The organism is Bradyrhizobium sp. USDA 336 (assembly GCF_044908355.1).
GTDB classification, from domain to species: Bacteria; Pseudomonadota; Alphaproteobacteria; order Rhizobiales; family Xanthobacteraceae; genus Bradyrhizobium; species Bradyrhizobium yuanmingense.
Genome location: NZ_JBIYDC010000002.1, coordinates 7,440,092 through 7,457,390 on the forward strand (window position 1 = coordinate 7,440,092; position 17,299 = coordinate 7,457,390).

Below are 17,299 nucleotides of genomic sequence, written 5' to 3' on the forward strand. Positions count from 1 at the left end.
TTCCACGAACGTGGCTGAGATTGGTTATGATCCAGATAGCCGTATTCTTGAAGTCCTGTTCAAGACCGGTTCAGTGTACCAGTACTTTGAGGTGCCCGGGCGGCTTTACGAAGAGCTCATGCAGGCTTCCTCGATAGGAGGCTTCATAAATTCGAACGTGAAAGGGCAGTACCGCTACGCCCGCGTATGACAGCAATGGGAGGGGCTGGCTAGCGTGTCCTCCTCCTGTATTCGTGCGGGACTCGGGTTCGCGTTCTCTGTTGAGCGCGGTCACCCCTTCCGCCAGTCAAGCCGAAAAAGCCAATATCTTCAATATTAAGGGCTTTCCACTCACCAATAGCGATTAACCAATTGCCGGTTCCATCCGGTTCCGGCCTTGGCTACAATGCAGATGCATGTCCGAGCCTAGTCCCGCCCCTTTCGATCCGGCTGATTGGATTAAGCGCCTCACCGAATCTTACCGGTCGGTGCGGTTCCCGCGCGGCGTGGTTGGTAAAACAACCCACGGTATGTTGGCTCTGTTTGGTATCTGGGGCGTAATTTTGTGGCGATGGACCGATAGCCTCGCTACGGACGCGGGCCTGCTCGCTGCTGGGTTGGTTGCATCGGGCATTTTCATCTGGTGGGTAAAGACCACCCAAGCTTTCGCCGAACGAAATCCGGCACAAGCAATCTTGGATGGAGCCGAGTTTATCGAGTACAAAAAATTCGAAGCGCAAGTTAAGGGATTGCCACCGGCAACCACTACAGTTTTGACAAGTGATCCCAGCAAACCGCCACCGTCCTTTATAGAGCCGCCATTGCTGGACAACGAATAATGGCGAAATTCTACCATATCTCATTCAACTTCGAAGGTCGGAATCCACCCACGGAAGCGATCAAGAAAGTATTGAATAAGGCTACTGATTGGGTGACGTACGCGCCGAATTGCTGGATGATCTATTCAAAGCAACCAACGGCCGACAATTGGTATGCGCGCCTACGAAAGGTCGTCCATGAGGACGATAGTATTTTCGTCTGCGAATTGGACCTTTCAAATAGACAAGGTTGGCTGCCTCGGAATGTTTGGGATTGGATTCAAAAAGACCGGTCGTCCGAGTAGACCTGTTTCAATTGGCTAGCTATTTGGTAAGCGAAATTTTCTAGAGATAGTCGCCACAAGTTATTTCAATCGCTTATACAGCGAACGCGGCCTTCCCCCTAGTTAGGTATCACCTCCGATATGACCAAGCAGATTACGCCAACGTTGAATGCAGCCTCGTTCACGTGCCCGTATTGTGGTGCTCACGCGAATCAAACATGGCATGCCCTCAACACGGGCGGTCCCCTTAGAATGGCCGGGCTTGGCGGCGCAGCCAGGGTCGATGGGTTGAATCCCGAGCCGGCGATTTCCGGCTCAGCATCAGGGCAGTTCGAACTGAAGTTTGTGAACAACCTCAATCTGTCGCACTGCTTTAGCTGCAAGCGCCTTACCGTGTGGGTTGTCGACAAGATTGTGTGGCCTGCAACGTCAGCAATAATAACGCCGATAGAGGACATGCCTCAGGACGTCCGGGAGGTATTTTTGGAAGCCGCCGCTATTGTCGATGCTTCGCCAAGAGGTGCAGCCGCATTGCTTAGGCTTGCTGTCGAGCGATTAATGCCGCACCTCGACGCACAGGCAAAAAATGTCAACGCTAGTATTGGCCTCTTGGTCGCAAAGGGGCTCGACCCGAAGATTCAAAAAGCGCTCGACGTTTTGAGGGTGATGGGAAACGAAGCCGTTCATCCCGGACAAATCGATCTCAAGGACGACAAAGACACTGCGCTAAAGCTATTCAATTTGGTCAATATCATAGTGCAGGCGCTGATCACAACTCCAAACCACATCAATTCAATGTTCGAATCGTTACCTCCGAATGCCTTGGCAGGAATTCAAAAGCGCGACGGCCGCACAGGCAAATAAGGTGTCTCACGAACCGAAGTCCGGTAGTCACGCTGAGCAGTCAGCCTCAGGACGGCGAAGCTTCACGACTCCGGCAAAAGCCAAATGGCTAGCTACTTGGTGAGCGAAGGTTTTTCGCAATAGTCACCGCAAGCTTTTTCAATTGCTTACATCGCAACGCGGCGGATGATGTTTCCGCCCAACAATACAAAGACCGCATCCAGCCTTGACCGGAATAAATTCCACAGCCATCAATACAACCTGACATTGGGCTTGGGGAATTTCAGTGAAAACTCTAGGTGCGGCAATTGGTCTATCGATTTTGCTTTTCGCCAATGTAGCTGTTGCTCGATCAAGTCCTGGCACGTGCTGGATGAGTGACAACAGCGGATGCAGATCCTTTATCGGGAAACGACTATGGGTTTCGATTCCTCCCGGAAATCCAAAAGTTGTTGAAGTCACGTTTACACAACATGATTGGACGACTGAAAGGACGCTCAAACTGAAATCGGGTGCTTCCTTTGTTGTGAAAGACCTAACCACAGCGTCGGTTGGAGCGGATGACTATTACGTGATGCTCGATGACGGGCGTCGTGGGTGGGTTGGGTCAGCTAGTCCGTTTCTAATCGACTACGATGCTGTAGCTGTTCGAAAACATGCTGATGAAGATTGCGTTCGTCGCGGTCAACCTAAGATCGGGATGACGGTCGCTGAATTGACCGCTTCGTGTTGGGGGAAACCGCGTCGAATTGTCAGGAAGACCACAGCGACTGGGATCGAAGATAACTACGTTTACAGTATCAGTCATATCGTGAAATTCAGCGATGGTAGGGTGTCCGAAATTATCGAGACGCGATGAGCAAAGCGGGGGAAATGGCAGAAAACCAATGATGAAAAGGAAGGAATCTGAGGACGGCATAAGGCATTTCTCATCGAGTGGATGCATGAAACCAACTATTGCCCCGAGCCGGGTCACTACCCCAGCTTTTCCGAATTCAAACAATGGCTCGAAAAGCACCATCGCAGTCTCTATCTAAATTTCCGCTCGCAAATAGGTGCGGAAAACGAAGCGGAGCAATGGTTTGAGAGCGAGATTAACCGCTATTGGCGCAATCGACGTTCTTAGCGACGTTTCCCTTTCTGTGGTTAACACTGTCATGTTGCGCCTACGTAGCTCTTGCATTGACTTTGCAACGGTCGCGGTTCGAACATCGTCCAATGGCGCGCTGATTTGATCGCCGCTGACGCGAGCGCGGTCAACGTGCCGACGAACGCAACACCGCCGATCATAGTAGTACGCGTTGCGGTGAAGAAGCCACCGATTGCACCGGTCAATTCCTTGAACAGTCCGGTTAGACCACGTTTCGATGTGGCTATCACTTGACCGATTTGCCCGGCTTGCTGCGCGAAGACTTGGAACACCGGTTGACCGGACGCCACGCCTTGCACCACATCAACAAGTTGATACGACAAATTCTTTGCATCAGCGCTCAAACCGTTTGCGGCTGTCGCACTTTGTTCGTCGCATTTACGTTGTCGTTCGCCGCAGCCGCAGCGACTTTGTTAGCGGCAGCAGTTGCGCCCGTCGCACCACTCTCGGCCATCATCACCTTGGTCGTCGCGGTCGATGCCTTGTTTACGCCGCCCATCGACGCAGCCACGTTATCAGCCGCCTGTTCGGCAGCACGGGCAGCGGGGACCAGTGCGTTGACGCTGGTCTTGGCTCTATCGAGATCGGACGTTTCGGCGCCAAAGCCGATTTGAGCCAGATCCATGATTTGTCCTCCTATGCGCACTGAGATGGCGTCAGGAGCGCTCAGGATCGCCGTTTCGGACTTGCCCGTCAAAGGTAGCTGTTAGCGATCAGAAGCGCCCAAGAGGCGCCATGAGCGGTCAGGAGGGGGCCAGGACTATCTTGCGATTTCCACAGTCTTAATGATGCGAGTGGTCAATCAGTATGGTGAGTGCACGAAATCCAAAAGAATTATCAACGCCCGGGAGGAGGGGGCGTCCGCTTTGCTTTGGACGCCCCCCGACGGCCTGCGTACGTCAGCATGACCATCGGGGGGCATGAACCGACAGGTGTTCGCTGCCGGCGTGAGCAACACCACGTTTAATTGATCGGATGGTAGAGGCCGGCTGGATGCTTCCACCGAAGCGGGTATTTTCGCGTCTAATACGGGGACCGATTGCAGCTCGATGCTGCGTTCACGGACCTTGGCGATCGACAAATGGCGCGCGAAGCAAAAGCCGATTTCAAATGTTTGAGATGCGATCCGGCAGTTGATCGAAATTGGATTGAAATGGAAGCCTAAAATAGAGTACAGTCAATGCCTTACGGCAACCGGCGGCGGCGAGAATGCTAGCTGTCAACCATCCCGTAGCCGCCCGGCTTCAGTTCGGGGTTGTTTCGTGCTGAAATGTCGGGCCGAGGGATTCAGTGACAGAGCTTGCTCAAGCCTACGTTCACCTTAAACCGTATTCAGCGTCGCGCCTGAACACTCAGTGGGTGAGTTGAGTCCGCACGCTGCTCAAAAAAGAAACGGACAGAACTCGATTCCATTACGCAAGGTCTCAGCCCTCAAGAGAGGCAGGCGCTGGATCGGGTTCTGAACCGCCCCAACTTCCCGCCGCCCAAAGAATGGCCTATTCCGGAAGAACCGAAGTTCGCGATTAAGGAAGATGATCTCGAGCGTGCGCTGAGGACGGGTTTCGGGAGATCGCGAAGCGTTCCTCGTCGGAAAGGCGGACGTCGCAACCGGCGCAAGCTGGAAGCCTAAAATTTCTTTCTTGATTTTCAGTGCGTGAGGGGCGGCGCGGGTTGAACCATAAAAAATCGAAATGGCAGAAGAAGAACAGCGTCCTTCGGTTGACGCCCGTTTTGCCAGTGAAGGCCAAAGACGAATTATTTTCAATGCTTGGCGGTTTCCGCTCACCAATAGTGACTAACCAAAAATCAGCTTGGCCCGCTTCTCTGCGATCTCAGGGAAACTATGTTGGGGCGCCACTTGGTCGCGAGGAGGGACATGCAGCTAATAAAGTTCAGCGTGCAGAATTACCGAAATATTTGGGATTCGGGCACATGGACGTAAGGAAGACGACTGCCGTTGTCGGTCAGAATGAAGCCCGTGAAAGCAATCTTTTCGAGGCGCTATATTGCATCAATCCCCATGACTCCAGAGACGTACAGCGATCTGCCTGGTCCGGCCGAAGCCCATCGTCCAGACTGGTTTCAGTGGAAAATCCCATTCGGTTGTGAAGACAGTTCGCCCCTAATGTGGAAATCGCGGTAAACCCGCATCCCATAAACTGGCAAACCGGCTGGAGAACATTGTTTCCGGCATCACAGCGAACTTACGCAGGATGGCCCATGAGCTTCAAAGCAGTCGCGGTTGGCGCCGCTCATGAACCTACCTTACGTTGCCCGAACTGCGACCATGAGATTCGGTTGACGGAATCTCTCGCCGCTCCTCTGCTCGCGGAAACGCGACGGCATTTTCAAGGGTTGCTCGCGAACAAGGATGCCGAGGTCGCTATCAAGGCCGAAGCTCTACGCCAGGAGCGAGAGCAGCTCTTCAAGGATCGTGAGCAAATCGATGATGAAATTACAAAGAGGTTGGCAGCGGAGCGTGGCCAGTTGGTTGCCGCCGAAGCTAAGAAGGCTCGCGAAGCCGCCGCAGCCGAATTAACCGCGCAGGCCGAAGAAGCGGCGGAACTCCGTCGAGCGCTTGAAGCGAATAATGCCAAGCTGGCTGAGGCGCAGCAGGCGCAGGCCGAGCTCATGCGCAAGCAGCGTGCACTCGATGAGGAAAAGCGGGAACTTGAATTGACGGTTGAAAAGCGCGTGCAAGCGTCCATTGAAGAGATTCGCCTAAGGGCCAGGCAAGAAGCCGACGAAGCTGCCCGGCTGCGGGTCGCGGAGAAGGACCAAACGATTGAATCGATGACGCGCACCATCGAAGAGCTCAAACGGAAGGCTGAACAGGGCTCCCAGCAGGCCCAGGGTGAGGTTCTCGAACTCGAACTTGAAGGTTTACTTCGCGGCCGTTTTCCGACGGATCTCATCGAACCAGTCGGCAAAGGTGAACTTGGGGCGGACGTAGTACAGCAGGTTAACGGCGCCATCGCCCAACCAGTCGGTATGATACTCTGGGAGTCCAAGCGTACCAAGGCTTGGAGTGATGGCTGGCTTGGAAAGTTACGCGAGGACCAGCGGCGAAGCGCCGCCGACGTCGCACTCATCGTGTCACAAGCGCTCCCCAAGCATGTTGAGCATTTTGATCTTATCGATGGAGTCTGGGTGGCGCATCCCCGCTACGCTGTACCGTTAGCTATTGCTCTTCGTCAGACACTTATCGACGTTAGCAGCGCCCGCTTGGTCCAGCAGGGCCAACAGACCAAGATGGAGCTGGTCTACCAGTACCTGACGGGCACAAAGTTTCGGCAGCGGGTGGAGGCCGTCGTCGAGAAATTCAATGATATGCGCGAGGACCTCGACAAGGAGCGCAAGTTCATGGGACGCCAGTGGGCAAAGCGAGAAACACAGATTGTGTCAGTGATTGAATCTACCGTCGGCATGGTGGGCGATCTGCAGGCGATCGCGGGTAAAGCTATGCCGGAGATTCCAAGTCTCGACATGCCCATGTTGGAAAGCCAGATTGAGCCCGAGCGGAAGACCGGTTGATTTTTGCGATGCAGTCGGGGGGCTTCGCGGCAAGAATAGCTCATTGAGCCGCTCGAGAGCGCTCCAGCGACCAACGAATGCGAGAAATCGAAAGCCGCCTCGCGAATATCGCCACGGGTGGGGCCCACTTGCGCCGAACATCATAGGCACCCATGCGCGGCTCGATTGCGGAAACGTCGAGAACTCTACTCCTCGCCAAGACGCGTTTCTCCCCGCGAAAGTGAGGCGTGCGCGAAAGTGCCGTGCTACGAATCGGCTTCAACGAATACAACGTGTTCATCAGCCCGCGTTGCCCTGGCACCCGGCCGAAAGACCTTCAGTACGAGAGCCGCGGTGTCGTTGAGTAGGAGCTCCTCGGCATCACCTCTGGTGATTTGCTCCTCGCAGAGCATCGAATGAACTTTTGAACCTTCCTTCCATTCCCCAAGTAAGTCGTCGGTCTCATTTTCGTGAAAAGATCTGGCGTCAACGTGCCCCGATGTGCCCCGACTCTTTTGGGCATGTCTTCAGGGAAGAGAGTCATTAAGACTGATCGCTATGATCTTTGGCGGACGGCGCAAGCCGCCTCGGAGAGAACTGTGCCAACTCAAACAACATCTTTGCGTTAGTATCGGCAGCCTCAAACCGTTCCCGCAGCGGGTGTCATGAAGCTTCTTCCGAAGGTCCTGATGACGATGTCGGCTGAGTGCCTTCCTTCACGGCCGAGACGTGAACGTCCGCGGCGGTGCGCGGAATTTCCGAACCTGAATGAAAGCGCACAAGTCTGCCAAATCGTGCCGAAGCACGGACGTTTTTGCGCTGTTGAGCTCGTCTACGCTTCCGGGGTCAGCCTGATCCGGCGGAGGATGGAATCGGCATAATTCTCACGTTCGCGCCTGAAGCGTTCTTGATGCGCTTGGAAACGTTCAACGCGCTTCTTGATCTCTTCGCGTTCACTGTCGCCATAATGTGGCGCATTGACACGAGCCTCTTCCGTGGCTTTCCCTAGCAAAGACTTGGGCCGCTCGACCTGTACCTTCAACGATTCGGTGAAGATCGTCGTTTGAGCAACGAGCGCGTCGAGCTCCTTCTTCCAATTATGCATTAGGGCTCCATGCGGCAGAGCCGCGCTGATCAGATAGATTAATCCAAGGGCTACGGCGCCCATCCCGTCTGAGCTTGCGGTTCTTCATTCGCTTCCCCCTGAAAAAAGGGCACCGACAATACCGCCGGCGGCCCTCCGGGTTAAAATGCCAATCGTGAGTGAATGCAGTCCAGCCCCGGTCGCAAGATACTAGATCCAAAACGCATCGCTTTCCAGTTTTTCCGCCAAGTGTGCCTAACGCGGGCGCTCCGGGTTCCACTTGCAACTGATTACGGTCGCCGTCGATCAGATGATGTGCAAGTGTCCGTACTTATCCGATGGCGCATCAATGCGTGTAGCATTAACGCGGACAGCCATACAGAGCCAGGGGCGATGACATTGATCAAGCCGTCTCGAGCAAAGAATACCCGGCCCTGCATCCTGGACGGGACCTTTGAGCGAGTGAGATTTGCATTCAACGCCTCGCCGCAACAAGCAGACATTTTGGTCGACTTCAACGGTTAGAATTGTGGAGCTCGCCGTGCTCAGCGCCCATAACCGCTGGAATGGAAACTTACCTCTCCTGGGTCAACGTGCGCCAAAACAACAGCCTTCTATCGCAGGCTCCTCTCTCTTACCGGTACTGTGCCTGTCTCAAGTTCGGTCTCAAGGCGGGCTCTTTCTGATCGCTTCCTGAGCGCTGCAAACCCGCTAGACAATTTCGTCAACTTCTCATTTCCTAGATCACCGAACATGAACCGATCGAGTTCCTCCTGTTCGTGGGGTGATGGTCGCGAGACGCTTGCGCGCTTTTAACGTTAGCGACAGTTGCACGACACGCCCATCTTTGGCGCCGGCCTTGCGCTGCACATACGCAACCTTCTCCAGCGCCTTCGAATGCAGCGTGATGAAGGATGGGACGACTTTCAGCAGTTTTGCGACCATGCCGGCCGCGACACCTGCATCCGTGTCCAAGTCCGTCACGGCCATCAAGATCGCTAATTGTGTTCCGGCAATGCCGAGCGACTCGGCTCGAACGTGAAGAAAATCTTCCAGACAAACGTTGCGGGATTTGATCACCAGCGTTCGTCGCCGCACCAGATCCTGACTTTTAGCAGAGCAGTTCTCCACGTGTGTTGGACGCTTAGCCAAATCAAGTTCCGCCGTGTTGAGACCCCAAGGCGACTTCGCTCTGCCGGGAATGGAACCGTCATTTGATGGGCTAATCATGGTCAAGCGCCACATGGCCCAACTGTCGGAAGATGCGTTCAAGGAACGGCCTTGATCCTGCTGTGGCGTCTCCAGTGCGACACTTACTGCATCGGTTACGCCCAGACAGACGGCCCGAGTAGGAAAGTGGGAATGCTCCGCCCCAAGCGGCGCAGCCTGAGCTTACAACAATCGTTGGGTCGCACGATCAACGGGATGATATTTATCAAAAGCGAGCTACTTGACGCCGAATTGAAGCGTCGCGCGGTTACACGTCGCTCTTCTTAGCCGGGCTAAAAAGGCGTTTTCCTTCCTCGCCGCTCAGGCGTTCCGACTTGCTCGCCTCGAGCTATCGGCTGTGATATCGAAACATTTGATTTCAGAACGGTTGCGCAATGGACGGGACGCGGAAGCTTGCAGGGACATGCTTCGCTTAGCCCGAACCACGTAATCACCTTGGCAAAGCCAACTTACACGCTGCTCACGTGTCGAGCCGATCCGAAATCCAGCTTTGCCGCTATGAGAATGGTGGGCGATCCATGTTCTCGATCCGAGTTTCGGTATCTCGTTGGTCAAGTCGTGCCGCCCGGCGCGGCCGATTTCCGGACCCTCTGACCCAAAACCCGACTGTGGGGTCAAAGGGGCGCTGCGTAGCGGGTGGATACTCTTGCCGAGATTCCTCGGGCTGTCAGCGCAAGACCGAGGAGGTAGCCACGCAACCTGGTGCTCGTATTCGAAATTCGTACGCAGGTTGCTCCATTTTGCAGGATTTCTGCAAATTCTGTCGCATTATCTTTGCGTCGACACGTTTGTCGGTGTGCTAGATTTCGCTACCAAACGCTCGGCGGACGCCGTGTTCGTCCTCTGTAGCAGGAGTGTCGCGCTAAAGGGTGAAGAAACGAATCAGGTAATGTTCGGTACGCGGGCGCTGGTTACTCGACGGACCGCAGATGCGGCCCTCTACAGTGGGATTGTAATGAATCTTTCGCTGAAGGCTCGGTTTGCGGGCGCGCGGTGGTGCTGAACGAAGCGGGTATGCTCCATCATCCTAACGATTAACGGGCGTCTCCCTTGAGGCCGTGAAATCCATGCACCGAAAGCTGTAACGGGGAGCGCCTCGAAGGCGCCAATTGACCAAGACAGGAGAACGAAGATGACTAAGGCGCTCCATTTCAAGAGCGAAGACATGGTGTTTTCGCCAATGCATAGCGAGGCTGGCGGCCATGCGTCCTGCTGCCAATTGGTTGGTCCTGAAAACAGCAGAACGATTGATGCGGGAATCGCTATTTACGACGGTTGTTCAATCGAGCGCACCACTAACTACGATGAGGCCGCCGTCGTGCTTAGCGGCACTTGTCGAATCCTCACGGGGGAAGCCTATAGCCGTGTCATTGAAGCTAAATTCGGTGACGTGATTTGGCTTACCAAGGGAACTCGGCTGAAGTACCAGGGCAACAAAGCAAAGGTGTTTTACGCACGATACCCGGTCGATTGGCGCACGCTTACCGAGTCTGTGGAGGGTGTAAAGCCGCTGACTGAGGTCTATCATTTCCGAAGCACCGATATGATGTATTCGCAAATCCAAATCTATGCTGGCGGATTTGCATCTACCTGCAGCCTGGTCACTCCAGAGATCAGTAAGACCATCGCTGCCACGATCGCGACCTACAACGACGCCTCCGCCGATTGGACGACTGAATATGACCAGGTCTCGATTTGTCTTGGTGGGGTGCTGCGCATTCGCACTGGCGAGAACTACAGTCGTGCGATCGATGCGAAATTCGGAGATGTCGTGTGGCTTCCTAAAGACACTAAGCTGAAGTACGAAGGCGAGAAGGGAATCATGTTTTTCGTTCCATATCCGGTAGATTGGCGCTTTCGAAGTCAGCCAAATAGGCCGAAGCCCTGGCCTGCATCGGTCCGCTAAAGTGAACGTCGGTAGCAAAGCGCTGGTTGATGACGTGTGGTTGCTGGTTTGACCTAGCCGGTTGAGGAGGAAGGCGGCCGCGCGTTGGATGAGACGTCGGTCGGACTGATGCTCATGCGGGCTGCTGCGGCGGCATCCGTTCAAGTTGGACGGAAGTCGAGCCCGCATTGCCTTCTGCAGCGGTAGTGGCCACAGGTGGTCTTTACTGAAGAACTTGCGCAGGCCGTCCAGCACTGGACGACCCGCCATGCACCAGGGAAGATGAACAGGAGTAAGATGGGCATGTCGCAGCGGCTGCAAATCGATACGGGCACAGGGGAGCTGTTGGCGGAAATTCGCGACCAGGTGGCGGTCATCACCCTCAATCGACCGGAGGTCCGGAACGCATTGTCCAGCAGTTTGAGCGGCGCATTGGGTAAGTTGATCAAGAGTTGTGACGAAGATCCGCAAATTCGGGCGATCCTTATCACCGGGGCGGGAGCAGCGTTCTGCGCGGGCGGGGATGTAAATGGGATGAGCCAAAGTTCGGCGGCGGCCGAATTGACTTTCGATCAGCGCGTTTCTGACTTGCGGTTCAACCAACGAGCCGTGTGGGGCGCACTGGTTGGCGCTAGGAAGCCGACTGTCGCGGCCATTCCGGGGGCTGCCGCAGGCGCGGGCCTTGCGCTTGCGCTCGCTTGTGACATCCGCGTTGCCGCACAGTCAGCTATTTTGATCACGGCTTACGCGCGCGTCGGGCTGTCCGGCGACTGTGGCATAGCCTGGCTGCTCACGCGCCTGGTCGGAGTCTCCCGCGCGCGCGAACTTATGTTCTTGTCGGAGCGGGTGGATGCACGTCGCGCGGAATCGCTCGGCCTTATCAACCAAAGCGTCCCCGATGCGGAGCTGCAGGAGAGAGCGTTTGCGCTCGCGGCCACTCTCGCGAGGGGGCCGACCCTTGCTTTTAGTTGCATGAAGAACAACCTCGATCACGCCTTGAATGCCGAATTCCTGGAATCGATGGATTACGAGGCCGAAAGCCTGATCCGGACGGAACTAAGCGTTGATCACAAGGAGGGCGTCCGCGCATTCGCAGAGAAGAGAAGTCCTGTTTTTCAGGGACGGTAAGCAGCACGCCTTATCGAGTTGGGGCATGCTCGCACATGGCTTGCTTCAGGTCTTCGAATACACGCCTGTATGTCTCAAATTTTTGGAAATGCCGCTTGCGTGCAGACAGTGCAAATAGCGCCACCTGCTGCACCGATGGTCATAGGTGAGATGGAAACTTTCGCCGAAAAACTGCTCAAGGGAGCGTTGTGCCGCACTAATCCGGCGCCGCGGGCCGAGATTAAGCTCGAAAACCCTTCGGCAGGCCTGTAACTTTTGGCCTCTGCCCGTCTGAATGTACATCCTCGCGGTTCTGAGCTGCTGGAGAAGGGGTCACCAATGAAGCATTCAAATCTGTCTGGCTTTATTCGGAGCATTAAGTCAATTGGGCGCGGCGAAGGACCTCGGGTGCCGAGCGAAGCGTTTCAACGAGCCGGAATGAATCGCAGAACTCTCCTGCAGTTTGCCGCTGCCGCCATGAGCATTCCCGCGGTCGCTAGGTCGACGGCTGCTTTTGCCAAGGACAAACTGTCCGGCAGTGGAGAGGTCGTCGTGTTCTCTTACGGGGGGACCTATACGAAAGCTTTGCGTAAGGCCGTCTTCGAGCCATTCACACAGGCGACGGGAATCTCTGTGGTCGACGTGGTGGCCGACTTCGCCGAACCCCAAGTCAGGGCCATGAGCGAAGCTGGACGGGTCGACTGGGACGTAGCCATGATAGACGCACAGAATTATCCGGCGATGGACCAGGCTGGCATGTTTCTGCCCATCGATTATGGTCTGTGGGACGATGAAGCACTCAAAGGTACATCGCAGGATGCGCGGATTAAAGACGCGGTGGTCGCATTCCGGTCTGTAACAATGATTGCCTATGACCAGCGCGCATTTCCGAAGGGCGGACCAAAGGACTGGCAAGGGTTCTGGGATCTCAAAGCATTCCCCGGCCCACGTGGACTTGGTCCTAACGCGAGGCACAACCTCGTGTTCGCACTTCAAGCTGATGGCGTCGCCAAATCAGATCTTTGGCCGCTGACAGACGACAAGATCGAAAGAGCGTTCAAAAAGCTTGATCAGATCAAGTCGCAAATACCGAAATGGTGGGTCGCGGGAGGGGAGCCGGTCACCTTGCTCATGAATCGCGAATACGCGGCAACAAGCTGCCCGGACGGTCGGGCTATCGGGGCAATTCGCCAAGCCGCTCCTCTTCGTATTGTATGGGATGGCGGAAACCTAAACTACATCTACTGGACTGTGCTCAAGGGCGGTCCCAACAGCTCGAACGCGCAGAAGCTGCTAGCGTTTGTCAATCGAGCGGAGATCGCGGCGGCCTACACAATGGGCGTCGGCTACCCAGGACCCAATACGAACCAACTTAAATTTTTGCCGCCTGATCTTGTCCCGAACCTCAGTCTCTACGAGGAAAATGCATCGAAGCTCGTGCTTCAGGATAACGCTTGGCTCGTCACCAAACGTCCCGACGGAAAAACGAACATAGATTACATCCAAGAGCGGTGGCTGGCTTGGCGATCATCATAGTGTCGCCAGCTGAACGCGCGGCGTGAGCTTAAAGGCCCAAAAAAGCGTAGCCTTGGTTGTATCCGTCCGGCCTCGGCTTCCAGGAGAGTTTTCTTCGGCTGGACCGTCTTGAATTGCTAGATTCCGTCTCGCGAGTTCTCGGTTGAAGAGTGGCAAACAGCGCTTTGCGGGTCGGGGCTTATAAACCCCGGGATGAACGTTGCCGTTTGCCTCGATGAGCAGTTCAGGCGTGTGCCGTAGTGTTTTCGGGGGGGCCTCAATGTTGATTTTCCTGCCGAAATCCTGCGTTCCAGATAAAAAAATGAGCTTTTTCCGTACCCGCGGCCGGTGAACTTGGCGATTTCCTTCGCCGATCGAAGCTATCTTTGAGAGAGCGAACCGTGCTCGGCAATAACGTGGATCAATAAGCCAATATGACTAGAAACACCAACGGCATTCTGTCGGATGTGGAGCGCAAGGCGGTCATCGAGCTGCGGCACGCCATGCACCGTGAACCTGAGCTTTCCAATGCGGAATGGAAAACTCAGGAACGGATTCGTGGCGCATTGAAGCAATTCGGGCTCACCAATGCCAAGACCTTCCACAATACCGGTCTTTTTATTGATATCGAGGGCACTGGCTCCGGCCCAAAGCGGTCGATCGCAGTGCGCGGCGATATCGACGCCTTGCCCATCCACGAAACGCGCGCAGATCTGCCCTACCATTCTCAAATTGATGGAGTGATGCATGCCTGCGGTCACGATGTGCACGGCTCGATCGCACTAGGAGCTGCGCTTGCTTTCCACCGACTGCGCGCTAGTTTTGCTGGTAAGGTGCGTGTGTTCTTTCAGCCGGCAGAGGAGGCGGAGCCCCTCGGTGGCCGTACAGTCCAGGATCAGAAGTTGCTCGATGGCTTCGACAAGGCCGTCGGATTCCATGTCAGTCCCGATATTCCTGCGGGTATGTTTGGTGCTCGGGAGGGAGCCGTCACTAAATCTGCCGACCAGTTCAAGCTCATTCTCACCGGAAAGATGGCGCATGGCGCTTCACCCCATAAGGGTGTCGACGCGATTGCGATCGCGGCTGCCTTTATCAACGAGGTGCAGAAGGTGGTCTCGCGCGAAATGCCGGCAGATGACGGTGCTGTCGTTACGATCGGTACCATCCATGGCGGCGAGGCAACGAATATCATCTGCCCCTCAGTGGTCATGGAAGGTACGATCAGGACCCGAAGTCCGGAGCGTCGAGCTCTATTGTTCCAGCGCATCCGGGAAGTCGCGGAAGGCGTTGCGGCGATGCACCGCGGCGCCGCGGAATTCGTGGTCCGAATGGGTGAGCCCGTGGTGGTCAATGATGCTGAAATGGTGCAGCGCTTTCGCAGGGCCGTTCATGAGAGAGCCGGGCAAGAGGCCTTCTTCACCGGAAAGAAGGAAATAGCGGGAAGCGATGACTTCGGCTTCTACTCGGCTTGCGTGCCTTCGATCTATTTCTGGCTAGGGACGCGCGCACCTGGCAACGAGTCGCACGTACATACCCCGACCTTTGGGGCATCCGATGAGCTCATCATCCCGGCTGCCGAGCTCACGGTAAGCTACATCCTCGATCTGCTTAACGCTTGACGTCGATTTCGATGTCAAGAATGCCTATGCAGCCGGTCTGGCGATCGCAACTAGCTAAAGACCAATATGTTGCAAACGTCGCGCCGGCTTCGCTCGCCAATTTGTTCGTCGCTCTCCTACGATCACCCTGTTGAACGGGCCGAAGCCGCGGTGGCAGATCAAGCAAGAACCGATCGTCATCGCGGAGCCGCGACCTATGCTGAGGCCAGCTCAACTCAGTCGATCGTGGGGCCGGCCATTACCTGGCCTCTTTGAGTAAAGGGATCTCCATGATCGGCCTCGCTGCAATTGAGGATGCGCGCACTCGCATCGCGGGGCACATCCTCCCAACGCCGCTCGTAGGTTCGCCGACACTGTCAAAAATCTGCGGTGTCACGGTTAAGCTAAAGCTCGAGCATCATCAAGCCACCGGCAGCTTCAAGCTGCGCGGCGCCACAAACGCCCTCCTCAGACTCACGAAAGCCGAGCGGGAGCGGGGCATCGTGGCAGCCTCGACCGGTAATCACGGCCGAGCGCTGTCTCAGGCGGCTCGCATGCTCGGCTCGCGTGCAACCATCTGCATGTCAGGGCTTGTGCCGGAAAACAAGATCGCCGAAGTCCGGCGCCTCGGCGCAGATGTACGCATCATTGGACGTTCCCAAGACGAGGCGCAAAAGGAAGTGGAACGCCTTGTGAATGAAGATGGGCTCGTCATGCTGCCGCCATTCGACCATCCGGACATTGTTGCTGGACAGGGGACAATTGGGCTGGAAATCGTTGAGGCGCTGCCGGACGTAGCCACTGTGCTTGTGCCCTTATCCGGTGGTGGCTTGGCCGCCGGCGTCGCCGCAGCCGTGAAGGCCATGAGGCCCCATGCGAAGGTCGTAGGGCTTACCATGGAACGCGGCGCGGCGATGAAGGCCAGCCTCGATGCGGGCCGGCCCGTACTGGTGGAGGAGTTTCCAAGCTTGGCCGATTCTTTAGGCGGCGGGATAGGCCTCGATAACAAAGTGACCTTCACGATGTGTCAGGCGTTGCTCGATGATGTGGTGTTGCTAAGCGAAGGTGAGATTGCGGCAGGCATTCGTCATGCGTACGAGCACGAACAAGAAATCCTGGAAGGCGCCGGCGCTGTTGGAATCGCTGCGCTGCTAGCCGACAAGATCCCGAATTTGAGCGGACCGGTGGCACTGGTGCTCTCCGGCCGCAATATCGATATGAAAGTGCATCGCAATGTCGTAAACGGCCTGGCCAATCCTTTTGAGCAGGAGAATTGATGCCAAAAATGAAGGTGCTCACCGAACGCGAGCTCAGAAATATTGTTCCTCTCGACATGATGGCAGTGCAATGTGTCGAAGGCGCATTCTCTTCGCTCGCAACAAAGACTGTGGCGATGCCCCCTATTTTGAGGCTCGATATTCCCGAGCACCGAGGGGAGGTCGACGTCAAAACGGCTTACGTGCCGGGTCTAGAGACCTTTGCCATCAAGATTAGCCCTGGCTTTTTTAACAATCCGCAGATCGGGTTACCGAGCACGAACGGCATGATGGTGCTGCTTTCGAGTAAGACTGGTCTGGTGCAGGCTCTCTTGCTTGACAATGGCTATTTGACAGATGTGCGTACGGCCGCCGCGGGCGCTGTTGCTGCAAAATATCTCGCTCGTAAGGACGCTTCGGTCGCAGCGGTCCTGGGCGCCGGAAATCAGGCCAGGTTGCAATTGCAGGCGCTTGCTCTGGTTCGACCTATCCGTGAGGCTCGTATTTGGGCGCGCAACGCTTCAAAGGCCAAGATGGTAGCGCAAGAACTCTCTGCGCTTCTTAAATTTCCTGTAGGGGCATATGATGACGGCATGCAGGCTGTGGCCGGCGCGCACATTGTCGTAACCACAACGCCAGCCGACAAACCAATTCTGCAATCATCGTGGCTCGAACCTGGACAGCACGTAACTGCTATGGGTTCTGACGCTGAACATAAGAATGAAATAGAGCCAGCAGCGATCAAGCGAGCCGACCTCTATGTCGCTGATAGCCTCAAGCAGACGCGACTTCTTGGCGAGTTGCACCATGCCATCGCCTTGCGCACTGTCCCTGAGGATGCAAAGTTTACGGAACTCGGCGAAATTGTAGCTGGCCTAAAGTCTGGCCGTACGAAGGACGCGCACATCACAATCGCCGATCTGACCGGGACTGGTATCCAGGACACTACTATCGCTTCATTGGCGTTTGCACGATCTGTAGTTGCGAAAGCCGGCTCGGAATTCGAGAGTTGATGAATCTCCGGGACAAAATAGATC

General features: G+C 55.5%; 15 protein-coding genes. 11 read left to right on the forward strand and 4 right to left on the reverse strand.

Annotated elements, in window-relative coordinates; genetic code table 11:
* The first annotated feature begins 10 nt into the window (after positions 1–10).
* The 4 genes from ABIA45_RS35735 (at position 11) to ABIA45_RS35750 (ending at position 2,783) form a co-directional block, all read left to right on the forward strand.
* A complete protein-coding gene (locus tag ABIA45_RS35735) occupies positions 11–190 on the forward strand; it encodes a KTSC domain-containing protein (protein ID WP_404655823.1) in 180 nt (59 codons plus the stop codon).
* A gap of 205 nt (positions 191–395) precedes the next feature.
* Positions 396–818 carry a hypothetical protein gene (locus ABIA45_RS35740; protein ID WP_404655128.1) on the forward strand — a complete coding sequence of 141 codons (423 nt, stop codon included), beginning with the start codon at positions 396–398 and terminating at the stop codon, positions 816–818.
* A 404-nt stretch (positions 819–1,222) separates the two neighbouring features.
* The gene (locus ABIA45_RS35745) at positions 1,223–1,945 is read left to right on the forward strand and encodes a DUF4145 domain-containing protein (RefSeq protein ID WP_404655130.1); all 723 of its coding nucleotides are present in this window, start codon (positions 1,223–1,225) and stop codon (positions 1,943–1,945) included.
* Between the two features lie 352 nt (positions 1,946–2,297).
* Entirely contained in the window at positions 2,298–2,783 is a 486-nt protein-coding gene (locus ABIA45_RS35750) for a hypothetical protein (RefSeq protein WP_404655131.1), read from the forward strand.
* 296 nt (positions 2,784–3,079) lie between these two features.
* Here the strand turns inward: ABIA45_RS35750 and ABIA45_RS35755 are convergent, their stop codons facing one another.
* Both ABIA45_RS35755 and ABIA45_RS35760 read right to left on the reverse strand, forming a co-directional pair.
* A complete protein-coding gene (locus ABIA45_RS35755; RefSeq protein WP_404655132.1) occupies positions 3,080–3,418 on the reverse strand; it encodes a phage tail length tape measure family protein in 339 nt (112 codons plus the stop codon).
* Positions 3,415–3,699, reverse strand: coding sequence for a hypothetical protein (locus tag ABIA45_RS35760; protein ID WP_404655133.1), 285 nt, complete (start codon positions 3,697–3,699; stop codon positions 3,415–3,417). Before ABIA45_RS35760 ends, ABIA45_RS35755 begins: the two co-directional genes overlap by 4 nt.
* Positions 3,700–5,294: 1,595 nt before the next feature.
* Between ABIA45_RS35760 and ABIA45_RS35765 the strand changes: the two genes are divergently transcribed.
* Positions 5,295–6,608, forward strand: coding sequence for a DUF2130 domain-containing protein (locus tag ABIA45_RS35765; protein WP_404655134.1), 1,314 nt, complete (start codon positions 5,295–5,297; stop codon positions 6,606–6,608).
* An 811-nt stretch (positions 6,609–7,419) separates the two neighbouring features.
* On the opposite strand, the gene ABIA45_RS35770 is transcribed toward ABIA45_RS35765, so the two are convergent.
* Positions 7,420–7,692 carry a hypothetical protein gene (locus ABIA45_RS35770; RefSeq protein WP_404655136.1) on the reverse strand — a complete coding sequence of 91 codons (273 nt, stop codon included), beginning with the start codon at positions 7,690–7,692 and terminating at the stop codon, positions 7,420–7,422.
* Between the two features lie 723 nt (positions 7,693–8,415).
* Positions 8,416–8,943: a hypothetical protein gene (locus ABIA45_RS35775; protein ID WP_404655138.1), complete on the reverse strand. Its 528-nt coding sequence runs from the start codon at positions 8,941–8,943 to the stop codon at positions 8,416–8,418.
* Positions 8,944–10,033: 1,090 nt separating this feature from the next.
* On the opposite strand from ABIA45_RS35775, the gene ABIA45_RS35780 reads away from it, so the two are divergent.
* The 6 genes from ABIA45_RS35780 to eutC all read left to right on the forward strand — a co-directional run bounded on the left by ABIA45_RS35780 (position 10,034) and on the right by eutC (position 17,275).
* Entirely contained in the window at positions 10,034–10,807 is a 774-nt protein-coding gene (locus tag ABIA45_RS35780) for a hypothetical protein (protein ID WP_404655140.1), read from the forward strand.
* Between the two features lie 282 nt (positions 10,808–11,089).
* Positions 11,090–11,914 (forward strand): enoyl-CoA hydratase-related protein, encoded by an 825-nt coding sequence (locus ABIA45_RS35785; protein WP_404655825.1) that lies wholly within the window; start codon positions 11,090–11,092, stop codon positions 11,912–11,914.
* Positions 11,915–12,232: 318 nt separating this feature from the next.
* A complete protein-coding gene (locus ABIA45_RS35790) occupies positions 12,233–13,429 on the forward strand; it encodes an ABC transporter substrate-binding protein (protein WP_404655141.1) in 1,197 nt (398 codons plus the stop codon).
* 413 nt (positions 13,430–13,842) lie between these two features.
* The gene (locus tag ABIA45_RS35795) at positions 13,843–15,027 is read left to right on the forward strand and encodes a M20 family metallopeptidase (RefSeq protein WP_404655143.1); all 1,185 of its coding nucleotides are present in this window, start codon (positions 13,843–13,845) and stop codon (positions 15,025–15,027) included.
* Positions 15,028–15,296: 269 nt separating this feature from the next.
* Positions 15,297–16,283, forward strand: coding sequence for a hydroxyectoine utilization dehydratase EutB (gene eutB, locus ABIA45_RS35800; RefSeq protein WP_404655144.1), 987 nt, complete (start codon positions 15,297–15,299; stop codon positions 16,281–16,283).
* Positions 16,283–17,275, forward strand: a complete 993-nt coding sequence (gene eutC / locus ABIA45_RS35805; protein ID WP_404655145.1) for an ectoine utilization protein EutC — start codon at positions 16,283–16,285, stop codon at positions 17,273–17,275. Before eutB ends, eutC begins: the two co-directional genes overlap by 1 nt.
* The last annotated feature ends 24 nt before the right edge of the window (positions 17,276–17,299 follow it).

Bases quoted from the DNA above. Each gene is read 5' to 3' on its own strand.
- ABIA45_RS35795 (WP_404655143.1), top strand. From the start codon at position 13,843: ATGACTAGAAACACCAACGGCATTCTGTCGGATGTGGAGCGCAAGGCG.
- ABIA45_RS35760 (WP_404655133.1), bottom strand. From the start codon at position 3,699: ATGGATCTGGCTCAAATCGGCTTTGGCGCCGAAACGTCCGATCTCGAT.
- ABIA45_RS35780 (WP_404655140.1), top strand. From the start codon at position 10,034: ATGACTAAGGCGCTCCATTTCAAGAGCGAAGACATGGTGTTTTCGCCA.
- eutC (WP_404655145.1), top strand. From the start codon at position 16,283: ATGCCAAAAATGAAGGTGCTCACCGAACGCGAGCTCAGAAATATTGTT.
- eutB (WP_404655144.1), top strand. From the start codon at position 15,297: ATGATCGGCCTCGCTGCAATTGAGGATGCGCGCACTCGCATCGCGGGG.
- ABIA45_RS35765 (WP_404655134.1), top strand. From the start codon at position 5,295: ATGAGCTTCAAAGCAGTCGCGGTTGGCGCCGCTCATGAACCTACCTTA.
- ABIA45_RS35750 (WP_404655131.1), top strand. From the start codon at position 2,298: ATGAGTGACAACAGCGGATGCAGATCCTTTATCGGGAAACGACTATGG.
- ABIA45_RS35785 (WP_404655825.1), top strand. From the start codon at position 11,090: ATGTCGCAGCGGCTGCAAATCGATACGGGCACAGGGGAGCTGTTGGCG.
- ABIA45_RS35740 (WP_404655128.1), top strand. From the start codon at position 396: ATGTCCGAGCCTAGTCCCGCCCCTTTCGATCCGGCTGATTGGATTAAG.
- ABIA45_RS35770 (WP_404655136.1), bottom strand. From the start codon at position 7,692: ATGCATAATTGGAAGAAGGAGCTCGACGCGCTCGTTGCTCAAACGACG.
- ABIA45_RS35745 (WP_404655130.1), top strand. From the start codon at position 1,223: ATGACCAAGCAGATTACGCCAACGTTGAATGCAGCCTCGTTCACGTGC.
- ABIA45_RS35790 (WP_404655141.1), top strand. From the start codon at position 12,233: ATGAAGCATTCAAATCTGTCTGGCTTTATTCGGAGCATTAAGTCAATT.